This window comes from Curtobacterium sp. NPDC089689, from assembly GCF_044749145.1.
In the GTDB taxonomy this organism is placed as follows: Bacteria; Actinomycetota; Actinomycetes; order Actinomycetales; family Microbacteriaceae; genus Curtobacterium.
The window spans coordinates 149,557-170,188 of sequence record NZ_JBIVHJ010000002.1 but is presented as its reverse complement, the minus strand read 5'-3'; the positions used below and the strand labels follow the sequence as shown (position 1 = coordinate 170,188).

Annotated in this window: 14 protein-coding genes and 1 tRNA gene; 6 read left to right on the top strand and 9 right to left on the bottom strand. The window is 72.4% G+C overall.

Features of this window, described 5'->3' with window-relative positions; all coding sequences use genetic code 11:
• The first annotated feature begins 123 nt into the window (after positions 1–123).
• A complete protein-coding gene (locus ACIPYW_RS08965; protein WP_400412740.1) occupies positions 124–1,176 on the top strand; it encodes an Lrp/AsnC family transcriptional regulator in 1,053 nt (350 codons plus the stop codon).
• 125 nt (positions 1,177–1,301) lie between these two features.
• Here the strand turns inward: ACIPYW_RS08965 and ACIPYW_RS08960 are convergent.
• The 3 genes from ACIPYW_RS08960 to ACIPYW_RS08950 all read right to left on the bottom strand — a co-directional run bounded on the left by ACIPYW_RS08960 (position 1,302) and on the right by ACIPYW_RS08950 (position 3,796).
• Positions 1,302–1,374, bottom strand: a tRNA-Arg gene (locus ACIPYW_RS08960).
• Positions 1,375–1,476: 102 nt separating this feature from the next.
• On the bottom strand, positions 1,477–2,253 hold the full coding sequence (locus ACIPYW_RS08955) for a dienelactone hydrolase family protein (RefSeq protein WP_400412739.1): 777 nt from the start codon (positions 2,251–2,253) through the stop codon (positions 1,477–1,479).
• A 118-nt stretch (positions 2,254–2,371) separates the two neighbouring features.
• Positions 2,372–3,796, bottom strand: coding sequence for a glucose-6-phosphate dehydrogenase (locus ACIPYW_RS08950; protein ID WP_400412738.1), 1,425 nt, complete (start codon positions 3,794–3,796; stop codon positions 2,372–2,374).
• A 138-nt stretch (positions 3,797–3,934) separates the two neighbouring features.
• Here ACIPYW_RS08950 and ACIPYW_RS08945 point away from each other — a divergent pair, with 138 nt between their 5' ends.
• From ACIPYW_RS08945 to ACIPYW_RS08935, 3 genes are all read left to right on the top strand, one after another.
• Positions 3,935–5,089 (top strand): Gfo/Idh/MocA family protein, encoded by a 1,155-nt coding sequence (locus tag ACIPYW_RS08945; RefSeq protein WP_400412737.1) that lies wholly within the window; start codon positions 3,935–3,937, stop codon positions 5,087–5,089.
• A gap of 105 nt (positions 5,090–5,194) precedes the next feature.
• On the top strand, positions 5,195–7,009 hold the full coding sequence (locus ACIPYW_RS08940; protein WP_400412736.1) for a thiamine pyrophosphate-requiring protein: 1,815 nt from the start codon (positions 5,195–5,197) through the stop codon (positions 7,007–7,009).
• A gap of 83 nt (positions 7,010–7,092) precedes the next feature.
• A complete protein-coding gene (locus tag ACIPYW_RS08935) occupies positions 7,093–9,453 on the top strand; it encodes a bifunctional metallophosphatase/5'-nucleotidase (protein WP_400412735.1) in 2,361 nt (786 codons plus the stop codon).
• 312 nt (positions 9,454–9,765) lie between these two features.
• Here ACIPYW_RS08935 and ACIPYW_RS08930 read toward each other — a convergent pair whose 3' ends face one another.
• From ACIPYW_RS08930 to efeU, 3 genes are read right to left on the bottom strand one after another with little or no spacing between them, the layout of a single operon-like run.
• Positions 9,766–11,136 carry a Dyp-type peroxidase gene (locus tag ACIPYW_RS08930; RefSeq protein ID WP_400412733.1) on the bottom strand — a complete coding sequence of 457 codons (1,371 nt, stop codon included), beginning with the start codon at positions 11,134–11,136 and terminating at the stop codon, positions 9,766–9,768.
• Positions 11,133–12,359: an iron uptake system protein EfeO gene (gene efeO / locus ACIPYW_RS08925; RefSeq protein ID WP_400412732.1), complete on the bottom strand. Its 1,227-nt coding sequence runs from the start codon at positions 12,357–12,359 to the stop codon at positions 11,133–11,135. The genes ACIPYW_RS08930 and efeO overlap by 4 nt, the downstream gene beginning before the upstream one ends.
• Positions 12,346–13,944, bottom strand: coding sequence for an iron uptake transporter permease EfeU (gene efeU, locus ACIPYW_RS08920; RefSeq protein ID WP_400412731.1), 1,599 nt, complete (start codon positions 13,942–13,944; stop codon positions 12,346–12,348). The genes efeO and efeU overlap by 14 nt, the downstream gene beginning before the upstream one ends.
• 69 nt (positions 13,945–14,013) lie before the next feature.
• On the opposite strand from efeU, the gene ACIPYW_RS08915 reads away from it, so the two are divergent.
• Together ACIPYW_RS08915 and ACIPYW_RS08910 are read left to right on the top strand one after the other, a co-directional pair.
• A complete protein-coding gene (locus tag ACIPYW_RS08915) occupies positions 14,014–14,805 on the top strand; it encodes a trimeric intracellular cation channel family protein (RefSeq protein WP_400412730.1) in 792 nt (263 codons plus the stop codon).
• Between the two features lie 309 nt (positions 14,806–15,114).
• Positions 15,115–15,717 (top strand): TetR/AcrR family transcriptional regulator, encoded by a 603-nt coding sequence (locus tag ACIPYW_RS08910; protein ID WP_400412729.1) that lies wholly within the window; start codon positions 15,115–15,117, stop codon positions 15,715–15,717.
• 70 nt (positions 15,718–15,787) lie between these two features.
• Here ACIPYW_RS08910 and ACIPYW_RS08905 read toward each other — a convergent pair whose 3' ends face one another.
• From ACIPYW_RS08905 to ACIPYW_RS08895, 3 genes are read right to left on the bottom strand one after another with little or no spacing between them, the layout of a single operon-like run.
• Positions 15,788–18,145: a transglutaminaseTgpA domain-containing protein gene (locus ACIPYW_RS08905; protein ID WP_400412728.1), complete on the bottom strand. Its 2,358-nt coding sequence runs from the start codon at positions 18,143–18,145 to the stop codon at positions 15,788–15,790.
• Complete coding sequence (locus tag ACIPYW_RS08900) at positions 18,142–19,473, bottom strand: DUF58 domain-containing protein (protein ID WP_400412726.1); 1,332 nt, start codon at positions 19,471–19,473, stop codon at positions 18,142–18,144. Before ACIPYW_RS08900 ends, ACIPYW_RS08905 begins: the two co-directional genes overlap by 4 nt.
• Positions 19,473–20,465, bottom strand: a complete 993-nt coding sequence (locus ACIPYW_RS08895) for an AAA family ATPase (protein WP_400412725.1) — start codon at positions 20,463–20,465, stop codon at positions 19,473–19,475. Before ACIPYW_RS08895 ends, ACIPYW_RS08900 begins: the two co-directional genes overlap by 1 nt.
• Between the last annotated feature and the right edge of the window lie 167 nt (positions 20,466–20,632).

Below are 20,632 nucleotides of genomic sequence, written 5' to 3'. Positions count from 1 at the left end.
GGCGACTGTAGGAAAAGAGACAATCATGCGCAAGTCAAATGGGGATATCGATCGTGTTTCGGTTCTGTGACGGGGAATCCGGTGCGTGACGCTCCACGACGGCGCCGCCGGTACATTGATCGGGTGCCCCGCCACAGTTCCCGCGCCGCTCGGCCGGCCCTCGACGAGGTGGACCTCGACGTCGTCGCCGCGCTCCACGTCGCCCCACGCGTGCCGATCGCGGCACTGGCCGACGTCCTCGACATCCCCACGAGCACCGCCGCGCGCCGGCTCGCCCGGATGCAGGACGAGCGACTGCTCCAGGTCGTCGGGCGGTTCGCCTGGGAGCTCATCACGTCGAGCAACCCGTTCGAGCTCTGGATCACCTCGGCACCCGGACGGTCGCGGGCGGTGCTCTCCGAATTGCTCCGGATCCCGGACGTCCAGTTCGTCCTGCACACCTCCGGTCCGGCAGACCTCTACGTGAACCTCTTCCCGCTGCTCGGGTCGGACCACGAACAGCTCCTGACCGAGACCATCCCGAGCATCCCCGGCATCCGTGCGACCGACAGCCGGATGATCCTCGAGCCCGCGAAGGTCGGCCAGTCCTGGCGGTTCCGACGACTGGACGCCGAGCGGACCGCGGCGCTCGAGGGGCACGCGACGGTCACGACCGGACCGCCGGTCCGAGACCTCCGCGACCTCTCGGACCTGGAGTTCCGCACGATGCGGCTGCTCGGCACGAACGGACGCATCACCGCGGCCGAGGTCGGTCGCACCCTCGGGGTGTCCGCGTCGACCGCTGCCCGTGCGATCCGGCTCCTGGTCGGCTCCGGAGCCGTGTCACCGCGCGTCGAGGTCCAACCCGAACTGCTCGGTTTCCCACTGAACGCCATCGTGACGATCGACGTCCGGCCACGGGACGTCCGGGGCGCGCTCGACGCCCTCGCCGCCCACCCGAACGTGCGCCTGCTGTCGACGGTGACCGGCTCGGCCCCCGTGAGCCTCGCCGGGGTGTTCGAGGGTCCGGGAGCGCTCGCGACGTTCGTACGGGACGACCTCGGGGCGCTGCCCGGCGTCCGGTCCGTGCAGTCGGTGGCGGGTCTGCGTCTCGAACGCCGGTACTGGATCGACCGGGAGGGACCGCGGCTGGGCGGCCAGGTGCAGGACGTCCTCCGGCTGCCGCACTCGAGCTAGCGTCGACGCGGGGCCGTCGCGAAGGCGACGACGACAGCCGCGACGACGAGAGCGGCGTCCGGGAACAGAAGACGCCCCCGGCTCCGATGGAACCGGGGGCGTCATCCCTGCTGTCTCAAACAGTGTGCGCTCGAAGGGACTCGAACCCCCAACCTTCTGATCCGTAGTCAGATGCTCTATCCATTGAGCTACGAGCGCGTGGCGTTTGCGGCCGTGGAAGACTCTACAACAGGTGCGGGCCACGCGCCAATCGAGGGCCTCCGGACCGGCCGCTCGGCGTGTCGCGCCATCGCCGACGACCTAGGCCTCCTCGTCGAACACCTCGCCGAGGAACGTCTGCAACGCCTGCCACGACCGCCGGTCCGCCGTCGCCTGGTACTGCGCGCCGTGGTCCGGAGCGTCCGTGCCCGGGACGGCGAACGCGTGCATCGCGCCCGAGTAGGTGACGACCTGCCAGTCGACCTCGGGCGCCGCACGCATCTCGTCCTGCCACTCGTGCACCTTCTCGTCGGGGACGACCGGGTCGGAACCACCGGTGAGCACCAGGAGCTTCGCCCGGATCTGGTGCGCGTCGGACGGTTCGTGGGCGATCAGACCGCCGTGGAACGACACGGCGCCGACGAGGTCCGCTCCGGTGCGGGCGAGCTCGAGGGCCGTCGAGCCGCCGAAGCAGTAGCCCATGACGGCGATGCGGGTGTGGTCGACGTCGGGGTCACGGCGGAGCTGCTCGAACCCGGCGAGTGCACGCGCCCGGAGCAGCGGGAGGTCCTGGTAGTACGAGCCGGCGACCTGGCCGGCCGTGTCGTCGCCGGGTCGGACGTCGGCGCCGTAGATGTCGGCGCCGAACGCGACGTACCCGAGGCGCGCGAGCATCGTCACACGGGCGTGCACGTGCTCGTTGACGCCGTGCCAGTCGTGCACGACGAGCACGGCGGGGCGCGGGCCCGCGATGGCGTGGTCCTTCGCGAGCACGCCCTCGAGGACGGTGCCCTCGAGGTCGTAGCGCACGGTCTCGACGCGCACGTCGGCGCCGGCGGGGTCGGGGACGGTCTGCAGGATGTCGTCGATGGTGGTCACGAGCCGACGCTACGCCCGCTGACCGGGCGGCCGCCCCGCCCAGGTGCGTGGTGACCGGACGACGGACGGGAGGCACGTGACGGCCCCGCCACGTGCCTCCCGTCCGGTGGTCGGCCGCTCAGGCGTCGATGTTGTCCCAGCCGTCCGGTCCCTCGGACCCGGCGGCGTAGTCGTCGAGCGGCGTCTTCCCGTCGCGCCAGGCCTGGAGGAACGGCTCGACGACCTTCCAGCCCTGCACGGCGCTGTCCCCGCGGACGGAGAGCGTGGCGTCGCCCTCGAGGACCCCGGCGAGCACCTCGCCGTAGGCACTCAGCCGGCCGGGGTTGAAGGTCACCGACAGCGCGGTGTGGTCGATCGTGTACGGGTCGCCGGGGCCGTTCACGTTGAGTTCGAGCTGCATCTCGTCCGGGGCGATCCAGATGCGGAGCCGGTCGGGCCGCTCGGCGCCGGACAGCCCGTTCGGCACGTGCGGCGAGTCCTTGAACGTGATGACGATCTCGCGACGCTGCTGCCCGAGCGCCTTGCCCGACCGGAGCGTGATCGGGACGCCGGCCCAGCGCCAGTTCGCGACCTCGAGGGTGAGCTGCGCGAGCGTCTCGGTGCCGAGCGAGGGGTCCACGCCGTCCTCGTCGACGTAGCTCGGGAGCTTCCGGTCGCCGACCGTGCCGGCCGTGTAGCGCGCCCGCTTGCCGGCCGCGACGACGTCGCCACCCCAGGGTCGGACGGCGCGCAGCACGAGTTCCTTCTGCGTGCGGAGGTCGTCGGCGTCGATCGACGCGGGTGCCTCCATCGCGACGACGGCCATCACCTGGAGCAGGTGGCTCTGGATCATGTCGACGAGGGCGCCGGCCTTGTCGTAGTAGCGGGCACGTCCCTCGAGTCCGAGCGTCTCGTCGTAGACGATGTCGATGCGCTCGACGTGCTGGGACGACAGCAGCGGCTCGACGATGCGGTTGGCGAAGCGCAGGCCGAGCAGGTTGAGCACGGTGGAGCGGCCGAGGAAGTGGTCGACGCGGTGGATGCGCTCCTCGGGCAGGAACCCGTGCAGCACGTCGTTCAGGTGCTCGGCGCTCGCGGCGTCGGTGCCGAACGGCTTCTCGAGCGCGAAGCGGGTGCCCTCCGGCAGGTCGAGCCCGGCGAGCACCTCGCAGCTCTTCTCGGTGACGGCCGGGGGCAGGGCGAAGTACACGGCCGGGTCGTGGTGGCAGTCCGCGAGGAGGGCCTTGAGGTCGTCGGCGCTGGTGACGTCGGACTTGCGGTAGCTCGACGCCTCGACGACGGCGCGGAGCCGGCCGCTCAGTCGCTCGGAGCCGTCGTGCGCGCCCTCGTCCTCCTCGTTCTTCGACGCCTGTGCGTTCTCGAACGCATCGTGCACGAGACGCTTCCAGTCGTCGTCCGACAGGTCCTCCGTGCCGGCTCCGACGAGCTGCACGTCCCAGTCCTCCTTCACCTCCAACAGGGTGGCGAGACCGGGGAGCAGCAGCCGCTTGGAGAGGTCGCCGCTGGCACCGAGGATGAGCAGGGTGGTCTGGAGGCTCGACATGCCCCAGAACGTACTCACGAGTCCTGCAGGTGGCCGGGTCCGGACCCGTCCCGTCGGGCTGCGCGCCGCGCACACCACCGGCGGGCGTGGGCCCGGTCGCGCCGCTACGGTGGGGGCAGTCCGGCGCGAGGGAGCACCATGAGCAGTGAGCACGACGGGCGGCGCCTCCGCGTCGCGGTGATCGGCACGGGCATGATCGCGGGCGTGCACGTCCGCGCGGCGTCGGCCGCGGGTGCCGAGGTCCTCGGGGTCCTCGGACGCACCCCGGACCGGTCCGCCCAGGTCGCCGAGCAGCTCGGGCTCCCCCGTGGGTACGGGTCGCTCGACGAGGTCATCGCGGACGCTCCCGACGTCGTGCACGTGTGCACCCCGAACGGCCAGCACCACCCGCAGTCCCTCGCGGTGATCCGCGCCGGCATCCACGTCGTCTGCGAGAAGCCGCTCGCGCTCGACCCCGAGCAGGCCGACGAGCTCGTCGCCGCGGCGGCGGAGGCCGGTGTCGTCGCGACCGTCCCGTTCGTGTACCGGTACCACCCGGTCGTCCGGGAGATCCGCGCCCGTGTGGCCGAGGGCGAGCTCGGTCGGCTGCTCGCCGTGCACGGGCACTACCTGCAGGACTGGATGCTCGACGAGGACGCCTCCTCATGGCGGGTCGACCCGTCCTCGAGCGGTGCATCGCGGGCGTTCGCCGACATCGGCTCGCACTGGTGCGACCTCGTCGAGTTCGTCACCGGCCAGCGCTTCGTCGAGGTCTCGGCCGCCACCGACGTCGTCTACCCGACCCGACCCGCGGCGTCCGGCCCGTCGTTCTCCGGATCCCCCGACCCGGACCCGCTCGCGGACGCCAGCCAGCGCGCCGACGTCACGACGGAGGACACCGCGGTCGCCACGTTCCGCACCGGTGCCGGCCGCATCGGGAACGTCGTCATCTCGCAGGTCTCCGCCGGCCGCAAGAACCGGCTCTGGTTCGAGGTCGACGGCACCCTCGGGTCGGCCGCCTTCGACCAGGAGCAGCCGGAGTCGGCCTGGTTCGGCACCGAGCGCGGCGCCCAGATCATCGTGCGCGACCCCACGCAGGGCACCCCGGACCAGCGGCGCCTCGCGGTCGTGCCGGCCGGCCACCCGCAGGGCTACCTCGACGCGTTCACGGCGTTCGTCGCCGACACCTACGACGCCGTCCGTGGCGGGTCACCCGAGGGACTCCCGACCTTCGCGGACGGCGCGCGCGCCGCGGCGATCATCGCGGCGGTCCTCGACAGTGCGCGCGACCGCGCCTGGCACGCGATCGGCTGAGCGCTCCGCGCCCGACGGGAGGCCCGGACCACGTGGCCGACGTCGGTCACGTGGTCCGGGCCTCCAGTCTGAACGCGTACAGCCTGCGGGAGGCACGCTGGTCGCATGGGCACCACCGTGAGCGACTTCGTCATCGACCGCATCAAGTCCTGGGGCGTGTCCCGGGTGTTCGGCTACCCCGGGGACGGCATCGGCGCGTTCGACGGAGCGCTCGGCAAGGCGGACGGCAGCGAGCGTGCCCTCGAGTACGTCCGGCCGACGCACGAGGAGATCGCCGCGCTCATGGCGACCGCGCACGCGAAGTTCACCGGCGAGGTCGGCGTGTGCGTCGCGACGTCCAGCCCCGGAGCGTTCCACATGCTCAACGGCCTCTACGACGCGCAGATGGACAACCAGCCGGTCGTCGCGATCGTCGGACAGCAGGGCCTGGCGTCGATCGGGACCTTCACGCAGCAGGAGTCGAACCTCGAGCGGGTGTTCGCGGACGTGGCGTGCTACGTCGAGACCGTCGCCTCGCCGGACGCAGCCGGGGTCGTGATCGACACGGCGTTCCGCACCGCGATGCTCCGGAAGCAGCCCGCCGTGGTGGTCCTCCCCCACGACGTGCAGGCGATGGCGTGGGAGGAGCCCGCGGCCGAGCACTGGGTGTCGCGGTCGAGTGACGTCCCCGCCTCCACCCGCATCACGCCGTCGGCCGACGACGTCCGGCGGTTCGCGGAGATCCTCAACGCCGGCGAGAAGATCACCTTCCTCGTCGGGGCCGGTGCCCGCGGTGCGACCGACCAGGTCCTCGCCGCCGCGGAGAAGACCGGCGCCGGCATCATCACGGCCCTCCGCGGCAAGGACGTCGTGCCGTCGGACGTGCCGTACCACACGCAGCAGGTCGGGCTCCTGGGGTCGCGGCCGAGCCTGACGCAGATCAAGGAGTGCGACACGATCGTGCTCCTCGGCACGAACTACCCCTACGGCGAGTACCTGCCGGCGACCGGGCAGGCCCGCGGGGTGCAGGTCGACATCAAGCCCGAACAACTCGGCCTCCGCTACCCGACCGAGCTCAACCTCTGGGGGGACGTCGGGGCGACGCTCGAGGCGGTCCTGCCGCTCCTCGAGCAGACCACGGACTGCTCGTGGCAGGAGCAGCTCGCCGGCGAGATGCGGGAGTGGGAGGCCGAGATGACCCGCCAGGCCGAGGTCTCCTACAGCGACGGCGTCAACCCGCGGCGGGTGATCAGCGCCGTGAACGAGCGCCTGCCCGAGGGCGTCACGGTGACCTGCGACGCCGGGACCACGGCGGACTGGTACGGACACCACATCCGCCTCCGCCGGGGCATGCACGGCGACATGTCCGGCCGGCTCGCGACCATGCTCGCCGCCATGCCGTACGCCGTGACCGCCAAGTTCGCCTTCCCGGACGCTCCGGCCGTGTGCACCATCGGCGACGGCGCGTTCCAGATGCTCGGCATGAACGAGCTCATCACCGTGAAGAAGTACATGGCGAGCTGGCCGAACCAGCAGCTCGTCATCGTGATCATGCACAACGACGACCTCGGGCAGGTGTCGTGGGAGATGCGCACCGAGGACGGCAACCCGATGTGGCGGGGCTCGCAGGACGTCGAGACGATGGACTACGCGGGCTACGCCGAGCTCCTCGGGTTCACGGGCATCGCCGTGCACGACGACGCCGAGGTCGAGTCGGCCGTCGAGCGCGCGTTCGCGAACCCGGGCGTGACCGTGATCGACGCCTACGTCAGCCGGAGCGTGCCGCCGCTCCCGCCGCACATCACCGCGGAGTACGCGATCAACACGGCGAAGAGCCTGCTGAAGGGCGACCCGGTCGAGCTCGACGTCGTGAAGGACTCGGCGAAGGCCATGGCGGCGGAGGCCGTCGAGCGGGTGAAGGGCGCACTCGGGCGCGACTGAACGTGTTGCTCGTGTGAACATCGTGTGACGCGTTCGGGGGGCGCCTGGCGTGTTGCCTGTGCGTCCTCCTAGGTTCGTCGCCGATGAACACTTCCCACCACTCCCGAACGCGTCGTGGGCGCCTCGTCGCGGGCGCTGCGCTCGCGACCGCCGCTGTCCTCGTCGCGCTGTCCGTGCCGTCCGTCGCCAGTGCTGCCGAGAGCGACACCACGATCGACATCGTCGACATCAACGACTTCCACGGCCGCATCGAGTCCGAGGGCACGACCGCCGACAAGGCAGCCGGCGCAGCGCGGCTCGCGAACGTCGTGCAGGCGTACCGCGAGGCGAACCCGAACACGATCTTCACGAGCGCCGGGGACAACGTCGGCGCCTCGACCTTCACGTCGCTGATCCAGCAGGACACACCGACCATCGAGGCGCTGAACGCCATGGGCCTGGACGTCAGCGCGATCGGCAACCACGAGCTCGACAAGGGGCAGACCGACTTCATCGACCGCATCGAGGAGGCGGCCGCCTGGCAGTACGTCTCAGCGAACATCGTGCAGGAGGGCACGACGACGCCCGCCTTCGAGCCCTTCAAGGTCGTCGAGAAGGACGGGGTCAAGGTCGGCTTCATCGGAGCGACCACGGAGGACCTCATCCCGGGCCTCGTCAGCCCCGGTGGCGTCGAGGGCCTCGCGATGGCCCCGATCGTCGGTCAGGTGAACCGCTACGCCGAGCAGCTCAAGGACGGTGACCCGGACAACGGTGAGGCGGACGTCCTCGTGCTCCTCGTCCACGAGGGCGCTGCGTCGAACACGATCGCCGACGTGACCGGCACCAGCAGGTTCGCGCAGATCGCCGCGGGCGTCGACGAGCGGGTCTCGGCCATCGTCTCGGCGCACACGCACTTCTCCTACGACCACGAGGTCGCCGGGCCGACCGGCAAGCTGCGGCCCGTCATCCAGACCGGGTCCTACGGCATGAACTACGGGCACCTGCAGCTCACCGTCGACAGCGCGAAGCAACTGACGAACATCACCGCCGAGGTGAAGCCCGTCAACACCGATCCGCTCGTCCCGACGAACACCCAGCCGGCGCAGGACGTCGCGAAGATCGTCGCGGACGCGAAGACCGTGGCTGACGAGAAGGGCGCGCAGAAGCTCGGCACCGTCACGGGTGACCTCCGGCGCGCCGTGCAGTCCGACCGCACCTCCGAGAACCGCGGCGGCGAGTCCGTGCTTGGCAACAACATCGCCGAGGTCCAGCGGGCCGCCACCGAGCGCAACGGGTCGCAGGTCGCGTTCATGAACCCCGGTGGACTCCGCACCGACATCCTGTACGCGTCGAGCGGTGCGAACGATGCGGACGGGGTCGTCACGTACAAGGAAGCCGCCCTCGTGCAGCCCTTCGCCAACACGCTCGTCACCGAGGACATGACCGGCCAGCAGATCAAGGACGCGCTCGAGCAGCAGTGGCAGCCCGACGGGGCCGACCGGCCGTTCCTCAAGCTCGGCGTCTCGAACGGCTTCGCGTACACCTACGACCCGTCGAAGGGTCGCGGCGAGCGCATCACGACGATGACCCTGAACGGGAAGCCGATCGCGCTCACCGACACCCTCAAGGTCACGGTCAACTCGTTCCTCTCGACCGGCGGTGACAAGTTCTCCGCCTTCACGACGGGCAGGAACATCGCCGATTCCGGGCAGGTCGACCTGCAGGCCCAGGTCGACTACTTCACGGCGAACCCCGTCGTCACGCCGCCGACGGACCAGCGCGCCGTCGGGGTCACGGTCACCCCGACACCCGCCGACGGCTTCCAGCCCGGCGACGAGGTGACCGTGCGACTGTCCTCCCTGGTCTTCTCGTCCGACGAACCTGCGGAAGCGGGCTCGGTCTCGATCAGCGCCGACGGTGACGAGCTCGCCTCCTCGGCCATCGACCCGACGATCGAGGACACGACGGACGAGCAGGGCAAGGCCACGCTCACCTTCCGCGTCCCCGGCGGCGAGGACGAGCAGGCCGACGCCGACCAGGCAGGGGTGGCGCGCTCGGCGCTGACGACGCGCGCGGCGGCCACGACCGACGAGCCGCTCGTCGTGACGCTGCCGAACGGGCAGACGATCACCCTCGCGGTCACGATCCCGGTCGCCGCCGAGACCGAGGACCCCGGCACTGACCCCGGAACCGACCCGACCGACCCCGCTGACCCGGGCACGACGCCCGGCGCGGGCACCGTCGGTGCCGTCGACGGCGGCGCGGGAACGGGTGTCGACACGGACGGTGACGGCACGGTCGACGTGGTCGTCGCCGACGACGCCGACGGCGAGCTCGCCTTCACGGGCGCCGAGTTCACCGGTCCGGCGATCGCCGCCGGGCTGCTCTTCCTCGCCGGCATCGCCGGTCTGGTGGTCGCTCGACGAGGACGCGCCCTGCGCGTCGGAGCGGTCACGACCGACTGACGACGCGACCGGATGACGGACTGGAGGCGGGGGGGGCCCGGGGGCCCCCCCCCCCCCCCCCCCCACCCGGCGGCCGGGCGGGGGGGGGGGGGGGGGCCCCCGCCCCCCCCCCCCCCCCCACGCCGTCATCCGGTTCGTTCAGGTCCCTGTCCCTGCGGGGTGGGGCGGCGTATCCTCAGCCGTGTCGCACAGCGACGCGTCGCGCCGGGTCATCTCTCATCCGCCGGCGGTGGTTCCGCTCGGTGCGGACTCCGCGGCGCGGGTGCTCTCCGTCTCCAGGGAAACGACGGAGGGCACCCACCACCCGGCCCGTCAGCGGAAGAGCTGCTCCGCGATGTACGAACCCTTCCGGGGCGCCGGCGGGACCGCGAAGACCCCGGATCCGATGTGCGAGACGTACTCGTTCAACCGGTCGGACGCGCCGAGCTTCCGCTGCAGGCGCGTGAAGTGCTCCGGGTCGGACACGTACGCGGCGAACAGCAGCCCGGCGTCGAGCTGCCCGTACTGGTTCAGCCCGTCCGTGTAGTTGTAGCCGCGTCGGTGGATCTTCACGCCACCGTTCGCCTCGTGCGCCGCGAGCGCGATGTGCGAGCGGACGTCGATCTTCGTCGTACCGTCACCGTGCGCCGCGTGGAAGTCGGGCGTCGTGTGCTCGGAGCCGCCGGACAGCGGGGCACCCTCGATCTTCGTCCGGCCGAAGACGCGCTGCTGGTCGCTGACGTTGTCGGCGTCCCAGGTCTCGAGGTTCATCCGGATCTTCCGGACGACCTGGTACGTGCCGCCGCGCATCCACGCGGCGCCGTCGCCCGGGTCGTCGACCCACACGAAGCGGCTGAACTCCTCGTCGGTGGACACGTTCCGCGTGCCGTCCTTGAACCCCATGAGGTTCCGCGGCGTCGACTGCGAGGGGCCGGCGGAGGCCCGTCCGAAGCCGAGCACCGTCCAGCGCACGGTCGCGGTCCCGCGGGCGATCCGGGCGAGGTCGCGCACCGCGTGGTACGCCACCTGCGGGTCGTCGGCGCACGCCTGCAGGGACAGGTCACCGCCGGTCAGCTGCTCGTCGAGGTTGTCGCTCGGGAGCGTCGGGATCGCGGCGAGACTCGCCGGACGCTTGTCGGCGAGACCGAAGCGCTCGTCGAACACGCCGGGGCCGAGCCCGACCGTGACGGTGAGGGACGCCGGGCCGAGGTCGAGGGCCTCCCCCGTGTCCGCTCCGACGCCGTTCTCGTGCGCAGGCTCGACGCTGCCGACGGTCTTCCCGGCCTGCAGCTGGGCGATCGCCGCCGACCAGCGGGCGAGGAGCACCTGCAGGTCCGTCGTCACCGACGTCGACAGGTCGAACGTCATGAACACGCAGTGCCGTTGCGGGACGGTGCGGATGCCGCCCTGGGGCTGCCCGGACGCCGTCGCGTAGAACGGGTGCTCCTGGGACAGGTCGATCGACTCGTCGCCGTTCGCGGCCGCGGCGAACGGGTTCACCCCGGTGGCTACGGTCGCGCCGGCGACGCCGACCGCGGCGCCGACACCGGCCCCGGCCGCGGCGAGGCCGGCGCCGAACAGGCCGCGTCGGGACACGCCGCCCCGGCCACGATCGGCCGACGCGGCGGGCGAGGCCGCACCGGGCGCGCCCGCGACGTCACCGCCGTACGCGCCCGGCGCGGCGTCGCCGTGCTCGTGCGTCACGCGGTCGCGACCTTCTCGGCCAGTCGGGACAGCGGGTCCTGCAGCGCCTGGACCTGCTGCGAGATCGCGTTCGCGTCGTCGCGCTTCAGGTCGCCGGTCCAGGACTCGAACCCACCGAGTCCATCGGCGTCACGGTAGCCGTCCATGAGCGTGTTCGTCGCGTCGAACTGCTCCGCGATCTGCTTCGTCAGCGTGGGGTCGGTCTTGGCGAGCCCCGGCTTGAGGTACGCGAAGGCCTGACGAGCGCCCTCGACGTTGGCGGCGAGGTCGACGAGGTCGATGTGGCTGTAGGCCTCCTCCTCGCCGGTGATCTTGTTCGACTGGACCTCCTCGAGCAGGCCGGCCGCACCGTTCGCGAGGTCCTCGGGCTTGTAGTCGAGCGTCGGGACGAGCTTCGCGAGCAGGTGCACGTTCTCGGTCAGCGCCGCGGCGGTCTTCTTCGTCGACGCGGTGATCTTCCCGGCCTCGAAGAGGTCCTTCTCCACCGCGTGGAAGCCGCTCCACCCGACGGACTCGTCGAGGTTCGAGGCACGCATGTCGATGAGGTAGTCGAGGTTCCCGGCGTTGTCGGTCGCCTTGTAGCCCTGCTTGACGAAGCCGTCGACATCGCTCTCGATGTGCTCGTAGAACGGCCGGGCGTTCGCGTAGTCGGTCTTCGCCGCGGCGAGGTCGCCCGCGTCGACGTGCGCCTGCAGCTGCTCGACGGCCGCCACCATGTCGGTGACCTGGCCGTCGACGTAGGTCGCGTAGCCCTTCGTGCCGTCGGCGAGCAGGGTCGCCGCGCTGCTGTTCGCGGTGTTCGCGACCTTCCCGGTCACGGTGAAGTCCGTGAGCTCGGTCGTCGCACCGGGGCAGTAGACCTGGTACTCCCCGCCGCTCAGCGTCGCGGTGAAGTGCACGGGGTCGAGGCCGGGCGCGAGGTTCTCCTTCTCGCCGAGGATCCGCTGGTCCTGGAGGAGCTCGACCTCGGTGATCGCCGTCGACGACTCGTTCTTGACCGTGAAGGTGACCGGTCCCGCCGGCACCTTCGTCGTGGAGACCGCGCAGGCGTCGGAGCCGTCGTTCGTCAGCGTGACGGTGACGCGGGCGACCTTCCCGGAAGCGGACGGGTCGCTCGACGCGGAGGACGAACCGGACGCGCAGCCGGTCAGCGCGAGCGCGGTCACGGCGCCGAGGGCGCCGAGGGTGATCAGGGGACGGACGGTGGACTTACCGAGCGGCATACGCGGGGCTCCTCGTGGGGTCGTCGGCGGGCGGGCCGCGCGACGCGGTGGTGTCGGGGTCGGGCGCAGGGGTGGCTGTGGTGCGGCGGCGGTCACGGAGCGCGAGCAGCAGCTGTGCTGCGGCCGCGATGCCGAGCGCGAGCGGCAGCCAGGCTGCCCAGAGCTGCAGTTCCGCCCCGCGAGTCGCGGCGGTGGCCGCGGTCGCGGCGGCGCGCTGGGCGACGGCGTCGGGGACGCTCCACACGGCGCGGTCGAGCGTCGTGGTGCGAGCGGACGGGAGGCCCCCACCGCTCAACGTGAGCACGTCGCGTTCCGAGGCGGTCGCGTCCAGGACGCCGCCGGCTGCGGTCCAGAGGGTGGTGGTCCGCTTCGTGGCCCACTCCGCCGTGAACGGGCCGGGGTTGGTGGACGGGGAGATGCCGACCGGGATGCGGCCGAACAACCCGACGAGGTCGTCGAGTGTCAGGCTGCTCGGCTGCGCGGAGGACGCACCGGCGTCGACGACCTGCCAGCGGTCGGCAGCGACGCCGTCGCGGGTGACACGGCGGTGCGTCGACGCGGGCAGCTCGACCTCCGCCTGCGAGCCGTTGCCCCGGGTGCGGAGTGCACCGGCCGAACCGTGCACCTCGGCCTTGAGGCTCGTCTGGTCGCCGTCGAGGCGGACGGTGTCGGACAGGTGCGGGGCGGAGGCAGCGACGGCCGGGACGCCGACGGCCAGCGCGACGGCGGCAACGGCCAGACCACCGGCGACGACCGTGCGGACGAACGGCACCCGCGCCGGGGCCGGGCGCCAGGCACGCGGCCAGAGGGACAGCGCGAGCACGGGCACGAGGTAGAGCACCCAGCCGAGCACCTCGATGACGCGGGGGTCCGGTGGGATGCCCAGCACGCCGGTGACGAGGGCGCCCTGCACCGAGCCGTTCGGCGCGAGCCAGGACAGGTCGACGGTGCGCTGCTGCCCGATGACGACCCAGCCGGCCTCGTGGGCGTGACGGATGGCAGTGAGGACGAGCCCGGCCGCGACGAAGACGAGGAACACCCCGGTGCCGGTGAAGAACCGCGACAGGTTCAACCGGACGCCGCCCGTGTAGATGCCGTAGCCGATGAGGACCGCCGCGGCGATGCCGATCACCGCGCCGAGGGCGGCCGAGCCGGTGTCGCTCGACGCCTGGAACGTCGCGAGCAGGAAGACCGCCGTCTCGAAGCCCTCCTTGAGGACGGCGAGGAAGGCCATGCCGGCGAGGGCCCACGCCGTCCCGCGGCCGAGGGCTGCCGTCGCACTGGCCTCGAGGTCCTTCCCGAGCGACCGCGCATGCCTGCGCATCCACACGATCATGCCGGTGACGAAGACGACCGCGACGATGCCGATGATCGTCTCCATGCCCTCCTGCTCGGCCTGCGGCAGCGCCTGCTCGACGAGCTGGAGCCCGAAGCCGACCGCGATGCTGAGCAGCACGGCCGTGCCGACGCCGAGCCACATCGGCGCAAGGGGGACGCGGTTGCGACGCAGGAACGCGGCGATGATGCCGACGATGAGCGTCGCTTCGAGGCCTTCGCGGAGGCCGATGACGAGTGTGGCGAGCATGGCGTAGGTGAGGCTAACCTAACCCGGGCTCGGCTCGCCACTCCTGCCGCGTGGGGTTTGATGGTTCTCATGAACCTGCTGACCGCCGAGAGCCTGGCATCGGTCACGAACGTGCTCGACCTCGCCGGTGTCTTCGCGTCGGCGCTGCTCGGCGGGTCGATCGCTCGGACGATGGACTTCGACCTCTTCGGGTTCCTCGTCGTCGGGTTCGTCTCGGGCCTCGGCGGCGGCATCCTGCGCGACACCCTGCTGCAGAACGGTCCCCCGGTCGCGCTCGTCGACCCGCTCTACGTGCCGGTCGCGATCGCCGGGGCGCTCGTGGCGTTCTTCGTGTCGTTCTCCGAAGTGACGTGGGACCGCCTCTTCACGATCCTCGACGCCGCCGTCATCGGCATCTGGTCCGTCGTCGGCGTCCAGCGCACGTTCGACGCGGGGCTCGGCTGGCCCGCCGCGATCATCATGGGCACGATCACCGCGGTCGGCGGCGGTGCGATGCGTGACCTGCTGCTCCGCCGGGTCCCCGCCGTGTTCGGCGGGAACGCCCTGTACGCCACCGTCGCCGTCGCCGCCTCGTCCGTGATGGTCGTCGCCTCGTTCCTCGGGTCGCCCTCGATCGGCATCGTGGCCGCCATCGTGCTGTCCCTCGCACTCCGGTGGGGTGCCGTCCGGCGTGGCTGGGGGCTGCCGAACGGACGCGACTGGCAGCCGCAGTCCACCCTCGGCTCCCTGCTCCGCCGCGGTCGAGGCCTGCGGGTCGTGCGGCCGGACGCCCTGCGCCTCCTCCGCCGACCGGGTCGTCGTTCGGGCGTCGGCAGCGTGCACGAGCACCACGACCCGGACGCGGAGAGCCAGGACACGTAACGGACTACCGCCGCGAGGTCGCGCGGGCGTAGCATCGAGACCGCCGGGTATCGAGTCCGGCGCACGTGACACCGAGCACCGACGCGACCCGAACGCGGCGGTTCACGAGCAGCGTGCCGAGGGGGCTTCGCTGATGCCGCGCGGGATCAGACGCGCGGCGCGGCAGGTCTCCGCGGACCGAGGACGTCCGGACGACGCGAGCGTGTCGGACGGTGTCGTCGGACCCGCCAGAATGGTCCCGACCACCACCACACGCTCCACGACGTCGACCCGACGACGAGCGAGGGGGCACTGTCGAACCAGGATCAGATGAGCGACGTCGCTTCCCCCACTTCGCGAACCCCTCGGGCAGAGGTCCGAGAACGACTGCTGACCGCGGGCGCGCAGGTGTTCGCCGAGCAGGGCGTGCACGAGTCCCGGCTCGACGACGTCGCCGCGCGCGCCGGCTTCAGCAAGGGTGCCGTCTACTCGAACTTCAGCTCCAAGGAAGACCTCGTCGCACAGGTGATGCAGCGCGCGACGAACCTCGTGCTCGGGTCGTTGCAGGAGCTCGTGCACGCCGACATCGCCTCGGTGCAGATCGGCGACGTCGTCCGGCAGGCGTTCGGCCGCCACGACCAGAGCGCGCAGTTCGCCCTGCTGTCGGAGTTCCGCGGCTACGCGACGCGCCACCCGGAGCTCATGCCGGAGTTCGTGGCGCAGCGCCGGAGCCTGCAGGACGGCGTGCGGGAGCTCGTGGACCTGTGGTTCGGCGCCCACCCGGAGATCGACCCGGGCATCCCCCTCGACACCTTCGCGACCGCCCTGATCGCGGCGAACGTCGGCCTCGTGTTCGACGCGCCCGCCCTGCCCGGGGTCAATCCCGGCGAGGTCGTCGCGGCGCTCGTCGAGGCCGTCGTCCGCCCGCGCTGACCGAGCGCACCACCGGCCTCGACGCCTCGCCGGACGTCGCGCCGCGACCGCTCGCGACGGGGACCCGACGCTACGCCGGGCTCCGGCGTGTCCGGCGTCCCTCGTGCGACCACGCCGACGAGGGCAGCAGGCTCGGCGGCAGCACGCGCGATCGCACCCGCCGACCGGCGGACACCGACGCGTCCAGCGCACCACGGGCCTCCCGGATGGCCTGCTCGAGTGCGTCGCGATCGGACGCGTCGGCCCCGGTCGCCCCGAACCGCTCGTGGTCGACGGCGTCGACCACCCGGTCGAGCGCCGGGACGACGGCCGGCGGCAGGCCCGGACGCAACCGACCGAGCACCGCCCGTGCGGTCCGGGCGGCGGCTGCGGCGTCACCCGGTGGTGCCAGGCCCGGCGCGTAGCCGTGGTCGGCGACGTCGTCGAGGACCTCACGCCAGGCAGCCGCGGCCGGGGAGCGTCCCGACCGGACTGCTGCGAGTCGCGACCGGCGACGGAGAGCACGCACCACACCGGGTGCGAACAGGAGCGCGACGGCGAGGACGATGCCCGCGGCGAGGCCGAGCGCGCCGTTCCCACCCCCGGTGCCCGGCGTGGCCGCGGCACCCGGCGCTGCCGAGGCCGACGGGGTGGCCGAGGGCTCCGTCTCGGCGGGTGCGGAGCGGTCCGGCGCCGGGAGCGGGGTGTCGGGCGTCCCCGGTGTCGCGGACTCGGAGGGCTCGGTCGAGGGCTGCGCCGCTTCGTCGGAGTCGGGCGTCGGCTCGAACGCCACCCACCCGGCGCCCTGGATGTACAGCTCCGGCCAGGAGTGCAGCTGCCGGTTCGACACCGTGTACTCGCCGTCGGCCTGGTCCGTGCCGGCGCGGTAGCCGACCGCGATGCGGGACGGGATGCCGAGCGTGCGGGCCATCACCGCCATGGCGGACGAGAAGTGCACGCAGTACCCCTCGCGCACCCGGAGGAAGGTGTCGATGACGTCCATGCTGTCGCCGTCGTAGCCCTGCTCGACCGGGGCGGTCTCGGAGTAGGTGAAGAGGTCGCTCCGGAACCACCGCTCGAGGGCACGTGCTTCTTCGTAGTCGTTCCCGGCGCCGGCTGCGACCCGCGACGCCGTGGACGCGATGTCCTTCGGGAGGTCCTTCGGGAGCGCGAGGTCGGTGCGGAGCTGCTGTTCAGACGGCCGGGCGAACCCGCGCCCGTCGACCCTGGCGAGCATGCCCGTGCGGGCGAACGCGTCGAGGTACTCGTTGGCGAAGGTGGAGGCGCCGTACACCTCGTAGGTGGCGCCGCGCGGCGTGGCCGGGCCGGTGGACCGCAGCGTGTTCGACTGTCCCATCCACCGCCACTGCTGCAGGTCGAGGTTGGTCGAGCGCGCCTGGACGGACACCGCGCCCGACGGCACGGGCAGGTAGTTGCTCGACAGCCCGGTGATCCGGATCGTGACGTCTCCGCGTGTGGAGAGCCGCGGGTTCACCCCGACGGCCCACTGCTGCTGGTCGGCCGTCTCCGACTGGCTCGCGTCGGTGACCGTCGGGACCCAGTCGCCGCTGCCGAACTCGTCGAGGTCCGCGAGCTTGAGGTACTCCGGCTGGCCGTCGGACGACCGGTACCGGAAGACCTCGAGCGCGTTCGGCCGACGGAGGTCCTGCCCGAGGTTGAGCAGCGTGCCGGGACGGCCGGGCTGGATCGGCGACTGGATCGCCCCCGTGACACCGGAGAGCCAGCTCGCGTTGAGCGGGATCACCGACGGCAGACCGACCGCGACCACGAGGCCGATCGCCCCGACGACGGCCGCGGGCAGCGCGCGTTGCACGGGCCGGACCGACAGCCAGAGGATCGCGAGGAACGCCACTGCCGTGAGCACCACGAGCACCGGCGACGCGGGCGTGCCGGTGATGATGCCGGGGACGATGAGGATCACGAGCGCGGGCGTCGCGGCGAGGGCGGCCGTCGGGGCGACGGCGGCGAGGAAGAGGGACACCGCGGCGACCCAGGCGATCGCGACGACCACGACGAGCCGGATGGCGTCGGTCTGCGGCAGTGGCGCGGGGTTCAGCCGGATGGCGGCGATCGTCTCCCCGAGCGCGCCGTTCCGGTCGAGCCACCCGAGGGGTTGCACGTCGTTCACGAGTGCTGCGGCGCACGAGCACGCGATCACGGCGGCGACGAGCGCGACGAACCGGATGCCGGGTGCGCGTCGACGCACGGCGAGCACGACGGCGACGAGGACGGCCGCGACGACGACGCCGCCGACCCACCACGCGATCCCCTGCACGAGCGGGCGCAGGGCGAGCGCGGCGATCAGGACGGGCACTGGCGCGAGGACGGTGATCCACGCGCCGGGGGTGTCGCGCTGCTCGTCCGGTCGGTCGAGGATCTCGTGCACGTCGACCCCGCGCCGACGGGCGGGCGTCTGCGTCCCGGTCACCGGATGCTCCCGGGTGCGGACGCCCCGGCGACGGGGACGACGAGCGTGCGCCAGCCGCCGCGGTCGAGGATGCCGCGGACGACCGGCTCCGGCGGGACGATGGTCGCCAGGATCCCCCGGCTCGACCCGATGGTCGCCGACACGAGCTCGGCGGCCTGCTCGGCGGTGCACCGCCCGGTGACGACGGCGGTCATGCCGTGCACGTCGCGGCCCCGGACGTCGGGGAGCACCTCGGTGACGTCGCGGGCGTCCGAGCGCACCTGCACGTCGGCGAGGCCCACCAGGACGTCGGTGAGCCCGCCGGCGTCACCCGCGTGCCGGGTGACGCCGTCCGGGTCGTCGCTCACGAGGACGACCCGCGAGGTCCGGGCGGCGAGGGCGCGGGCGACGCTGGCGGCGACGACGACCGCGTGCTCGAACGCGGCGTCACCGCCGAGGTCGGACAGTTCGGCGAGGTCGTCACGGCCGAGCGCCTGGTAGGACTCCCGGCGGACGTCGAGCGCGATCACGGCCTCCGGCGGCTGTGCCTGCGTGGTCTGGCGGACGTGGAGTTCGCCGCGCCGGGCGCTCTGTCCCCAGTGCACGCGGCGGATCGGGTCGCCAGGACGGTACGGGCGGAGTTCGCTGTCGTCCGCGGAGCCGCCCTGGCCCACACGGCCCTCGTCGGCGGACACCGCACCCGCGAGGGCACCGGTGTCGATCGCGGTGAGCGGCGTCGACGCCGGCACCACCACCACCTCCTCCGCGCGGACGACGGGCCGGTCGATGCGCAGCAGTCCGAAGGGGTCCTCGACGCGGATCGTGACCGGGCCGACGAGCCCGCGGCCGCGGTGCATCGCCAGCGCCTCGACGTCGAGCACGGCCGGCGGGGTGCGGGGTCCGACGGTCGCGTACGTCTCCGCGTCGGACACGCTCGCGAAGACGTCGTCGAGCTGCTCCCGGACGAGCAGTGTGGACCGGGGCCCGAACTGCAGGCCGGTGCCCCGCAGGGTGACGCGCTCGCGGTACACCTCGCCGACCTGGACGATGGCCCGCGCGGCGCTCCGGCTCCCCCGCAGCGGTGCCGCGACGACGAACGCCATCACGGTGCCCAGCACGAGCAGGACGAGCAGCAGCAGTCCTGCCGACACCGCGACGCTCGTGCTGCCGACGAGCCCGCCACCGACGAGACCGATGCCGACCGCGAGCAGCGTCCATCCGCGCACGGTCGGGCGCGGGAACGGCGTCCGACGCGCCAGCGCCAGACCGCGTCGCCCGTACCGCACCGCGACCGAGCGCGCCGCTCCCGCCCGCCGGGCGAGCGACGAGGGTGCCGCGGACGAGGACATCAGGACCGGACGGGGGTGGCGGTGAACGGCACGCTGGTGTCCGAGACGATGCGGACCACGATGTCGCGGACCGTGTCGTCACCGGACCCGCCGAGGCCGCGCGCGACCGGCACGAGACGGTGGGCGAGCACGATCGGTGCGAGCGCGGCGACGTCGTCCGGCGTGACGAAGGGGCGGCCGATGAGCGCGGCGTGCGCCCGGGAGGCCTGAGCGAGGTGGAGGGTGGCCCGGGGGCTCGCCCCGAGCACGAGGTCGGGGTGGTGTCGTGTCGCGCGGACGATCGCGACGATGTACGCCTCGACGTCGGGCGAGACGTGCACGCCCCGGACGGCGGCGATCATGCCGCGGAGCGTCGCGACGTCGACGATCGGTCGGAGTGCGGACAGCGGGTCGCGGCCGCCGCGGTTCGCGAGCATCTGCCGCTCGGCGTCGAGGCTCGGGTACCCCATCGCGATGCGCGCGGTGAAGCGGTCGCGCTGGGCCTCGGGCAGCGGGTACGTGCCCTCCATGTCGATCGGGTTCTGGGTCGCCACGATCATGAACGGCGACTCGAGCGGCCGCGTCACGCCGTCGACGGTCACCTGGGCCTCGGCCATGGCCTCGAGGAGCGCCGACTGGGTCTTCGGGCTGGTCCGGTTGATCTCGTCGCCGATGACGACGTTCGCGAAGACCGGGCCGGGCGAGAACCGGAAGGTCCCCGACGACTGGTCGAACACGTTCACTCCCGTGACGTCGGAGGGGAGCATGTCGGACGTGAACTGGATGCGGTTCACGGACCCGCCGACCGACGCGCCGAGTGCCTTCGCCAGCACGGTCTTGCCGACCCCGGGCACGTCCTCGACGAGGAGGTGTCCCTCGGCCAGCATCACCGTCAGCGCTGTCCGGATCGCGTCGGTCTTGCCGTCGACGACGGTCGAGACGGCCGCGACGATCGCGGCGCCCGCGTCGCGGACGTGCTCGAGCGGGACGGCTGGGGCGGTCGGTTCCGGCACGCAGGCCTCCTCGGCTCGGGACAGGTGTCGTGCATGCTACAACGGCCCGGTGACAGCCAGCGGAGGATGCGTCACCGACCGGACCCACCGCTCTCGACGCGGCGAGGGACGGACGGGAGGCACGGCATCCGCTGGCACCGCGCCTCCCGTCCGACCTGTGGTCGCGT

Excerpts from the sequence above, each read along its gene's own strand:
- ACIPYW_RS08945 (WP_400412737.1), top strand. The coding sequence starts at position 3,935 with ATGAGCAGTGAGCACGACGGGCGGCGCCTCCGCGTCGCGGTGATCGGC.
- ACIPYW_RS08910 (WP_400412729.1), top strand. The coding sequence starts at position 15,115 with ATGAGCGACGTCGCTTCCCCCACTTCGCGAACCCCTCGGGCAGAGGTC.
- ACIPYW_RS08935 (WP_400412735.1), top strand. The coding sequence starts at position 7,093 with ATGAACACTTCCCACCACTCCCGAACGCGTCGTGGGCGCCTCGTCGCG.
- ACIPYW_RS08900 (WP_400412726.1), bottom strand. The coding sequence starts at position 19,473 with ATGTCCTCGTCCGCGGCACCCTCGTCGCTCGCCCGGCGGGCGGGAGCG.
- ACIPYW_RS08950 (WP_400412738.1), bottom strand. The coding sequence starts at position 3,796 with ATGTCGAGCCTCCAGACCACCCTGCTCATCCTCGGTGCCAGCGGCGAC.
- ACIPYW_RS08915 (WP_400412730.1), top strand. The coding sequence starts at position 14,014 with ATGAACCTGCTGACCGCCGAGAGCCTGGCATCGGTCACGAACGTGCTC.
- efeO (WP_400412732.1), bottom strand. The coding sequence starts at position 12,359 with ATGCCGCTCGGTAAGTCCACCGTCCGTCCCCTGATCACCCTCGGCGCC.
- efeU (WP_400412731.1), bottom strand. The coding sequence starts at position 13,944 with ATGCTCGCCACACTCGTCATCGGCCTCCGCGAAGGCCTCGAAGCGACG.
- ACIPYW_RS08940 (WP_400412736.1), top strand. The coding sequence starts at position 5,195 with ATGGGCACCACCGTGAGCGACTTCGTCATCGACCGCATCAAGTCCTGG.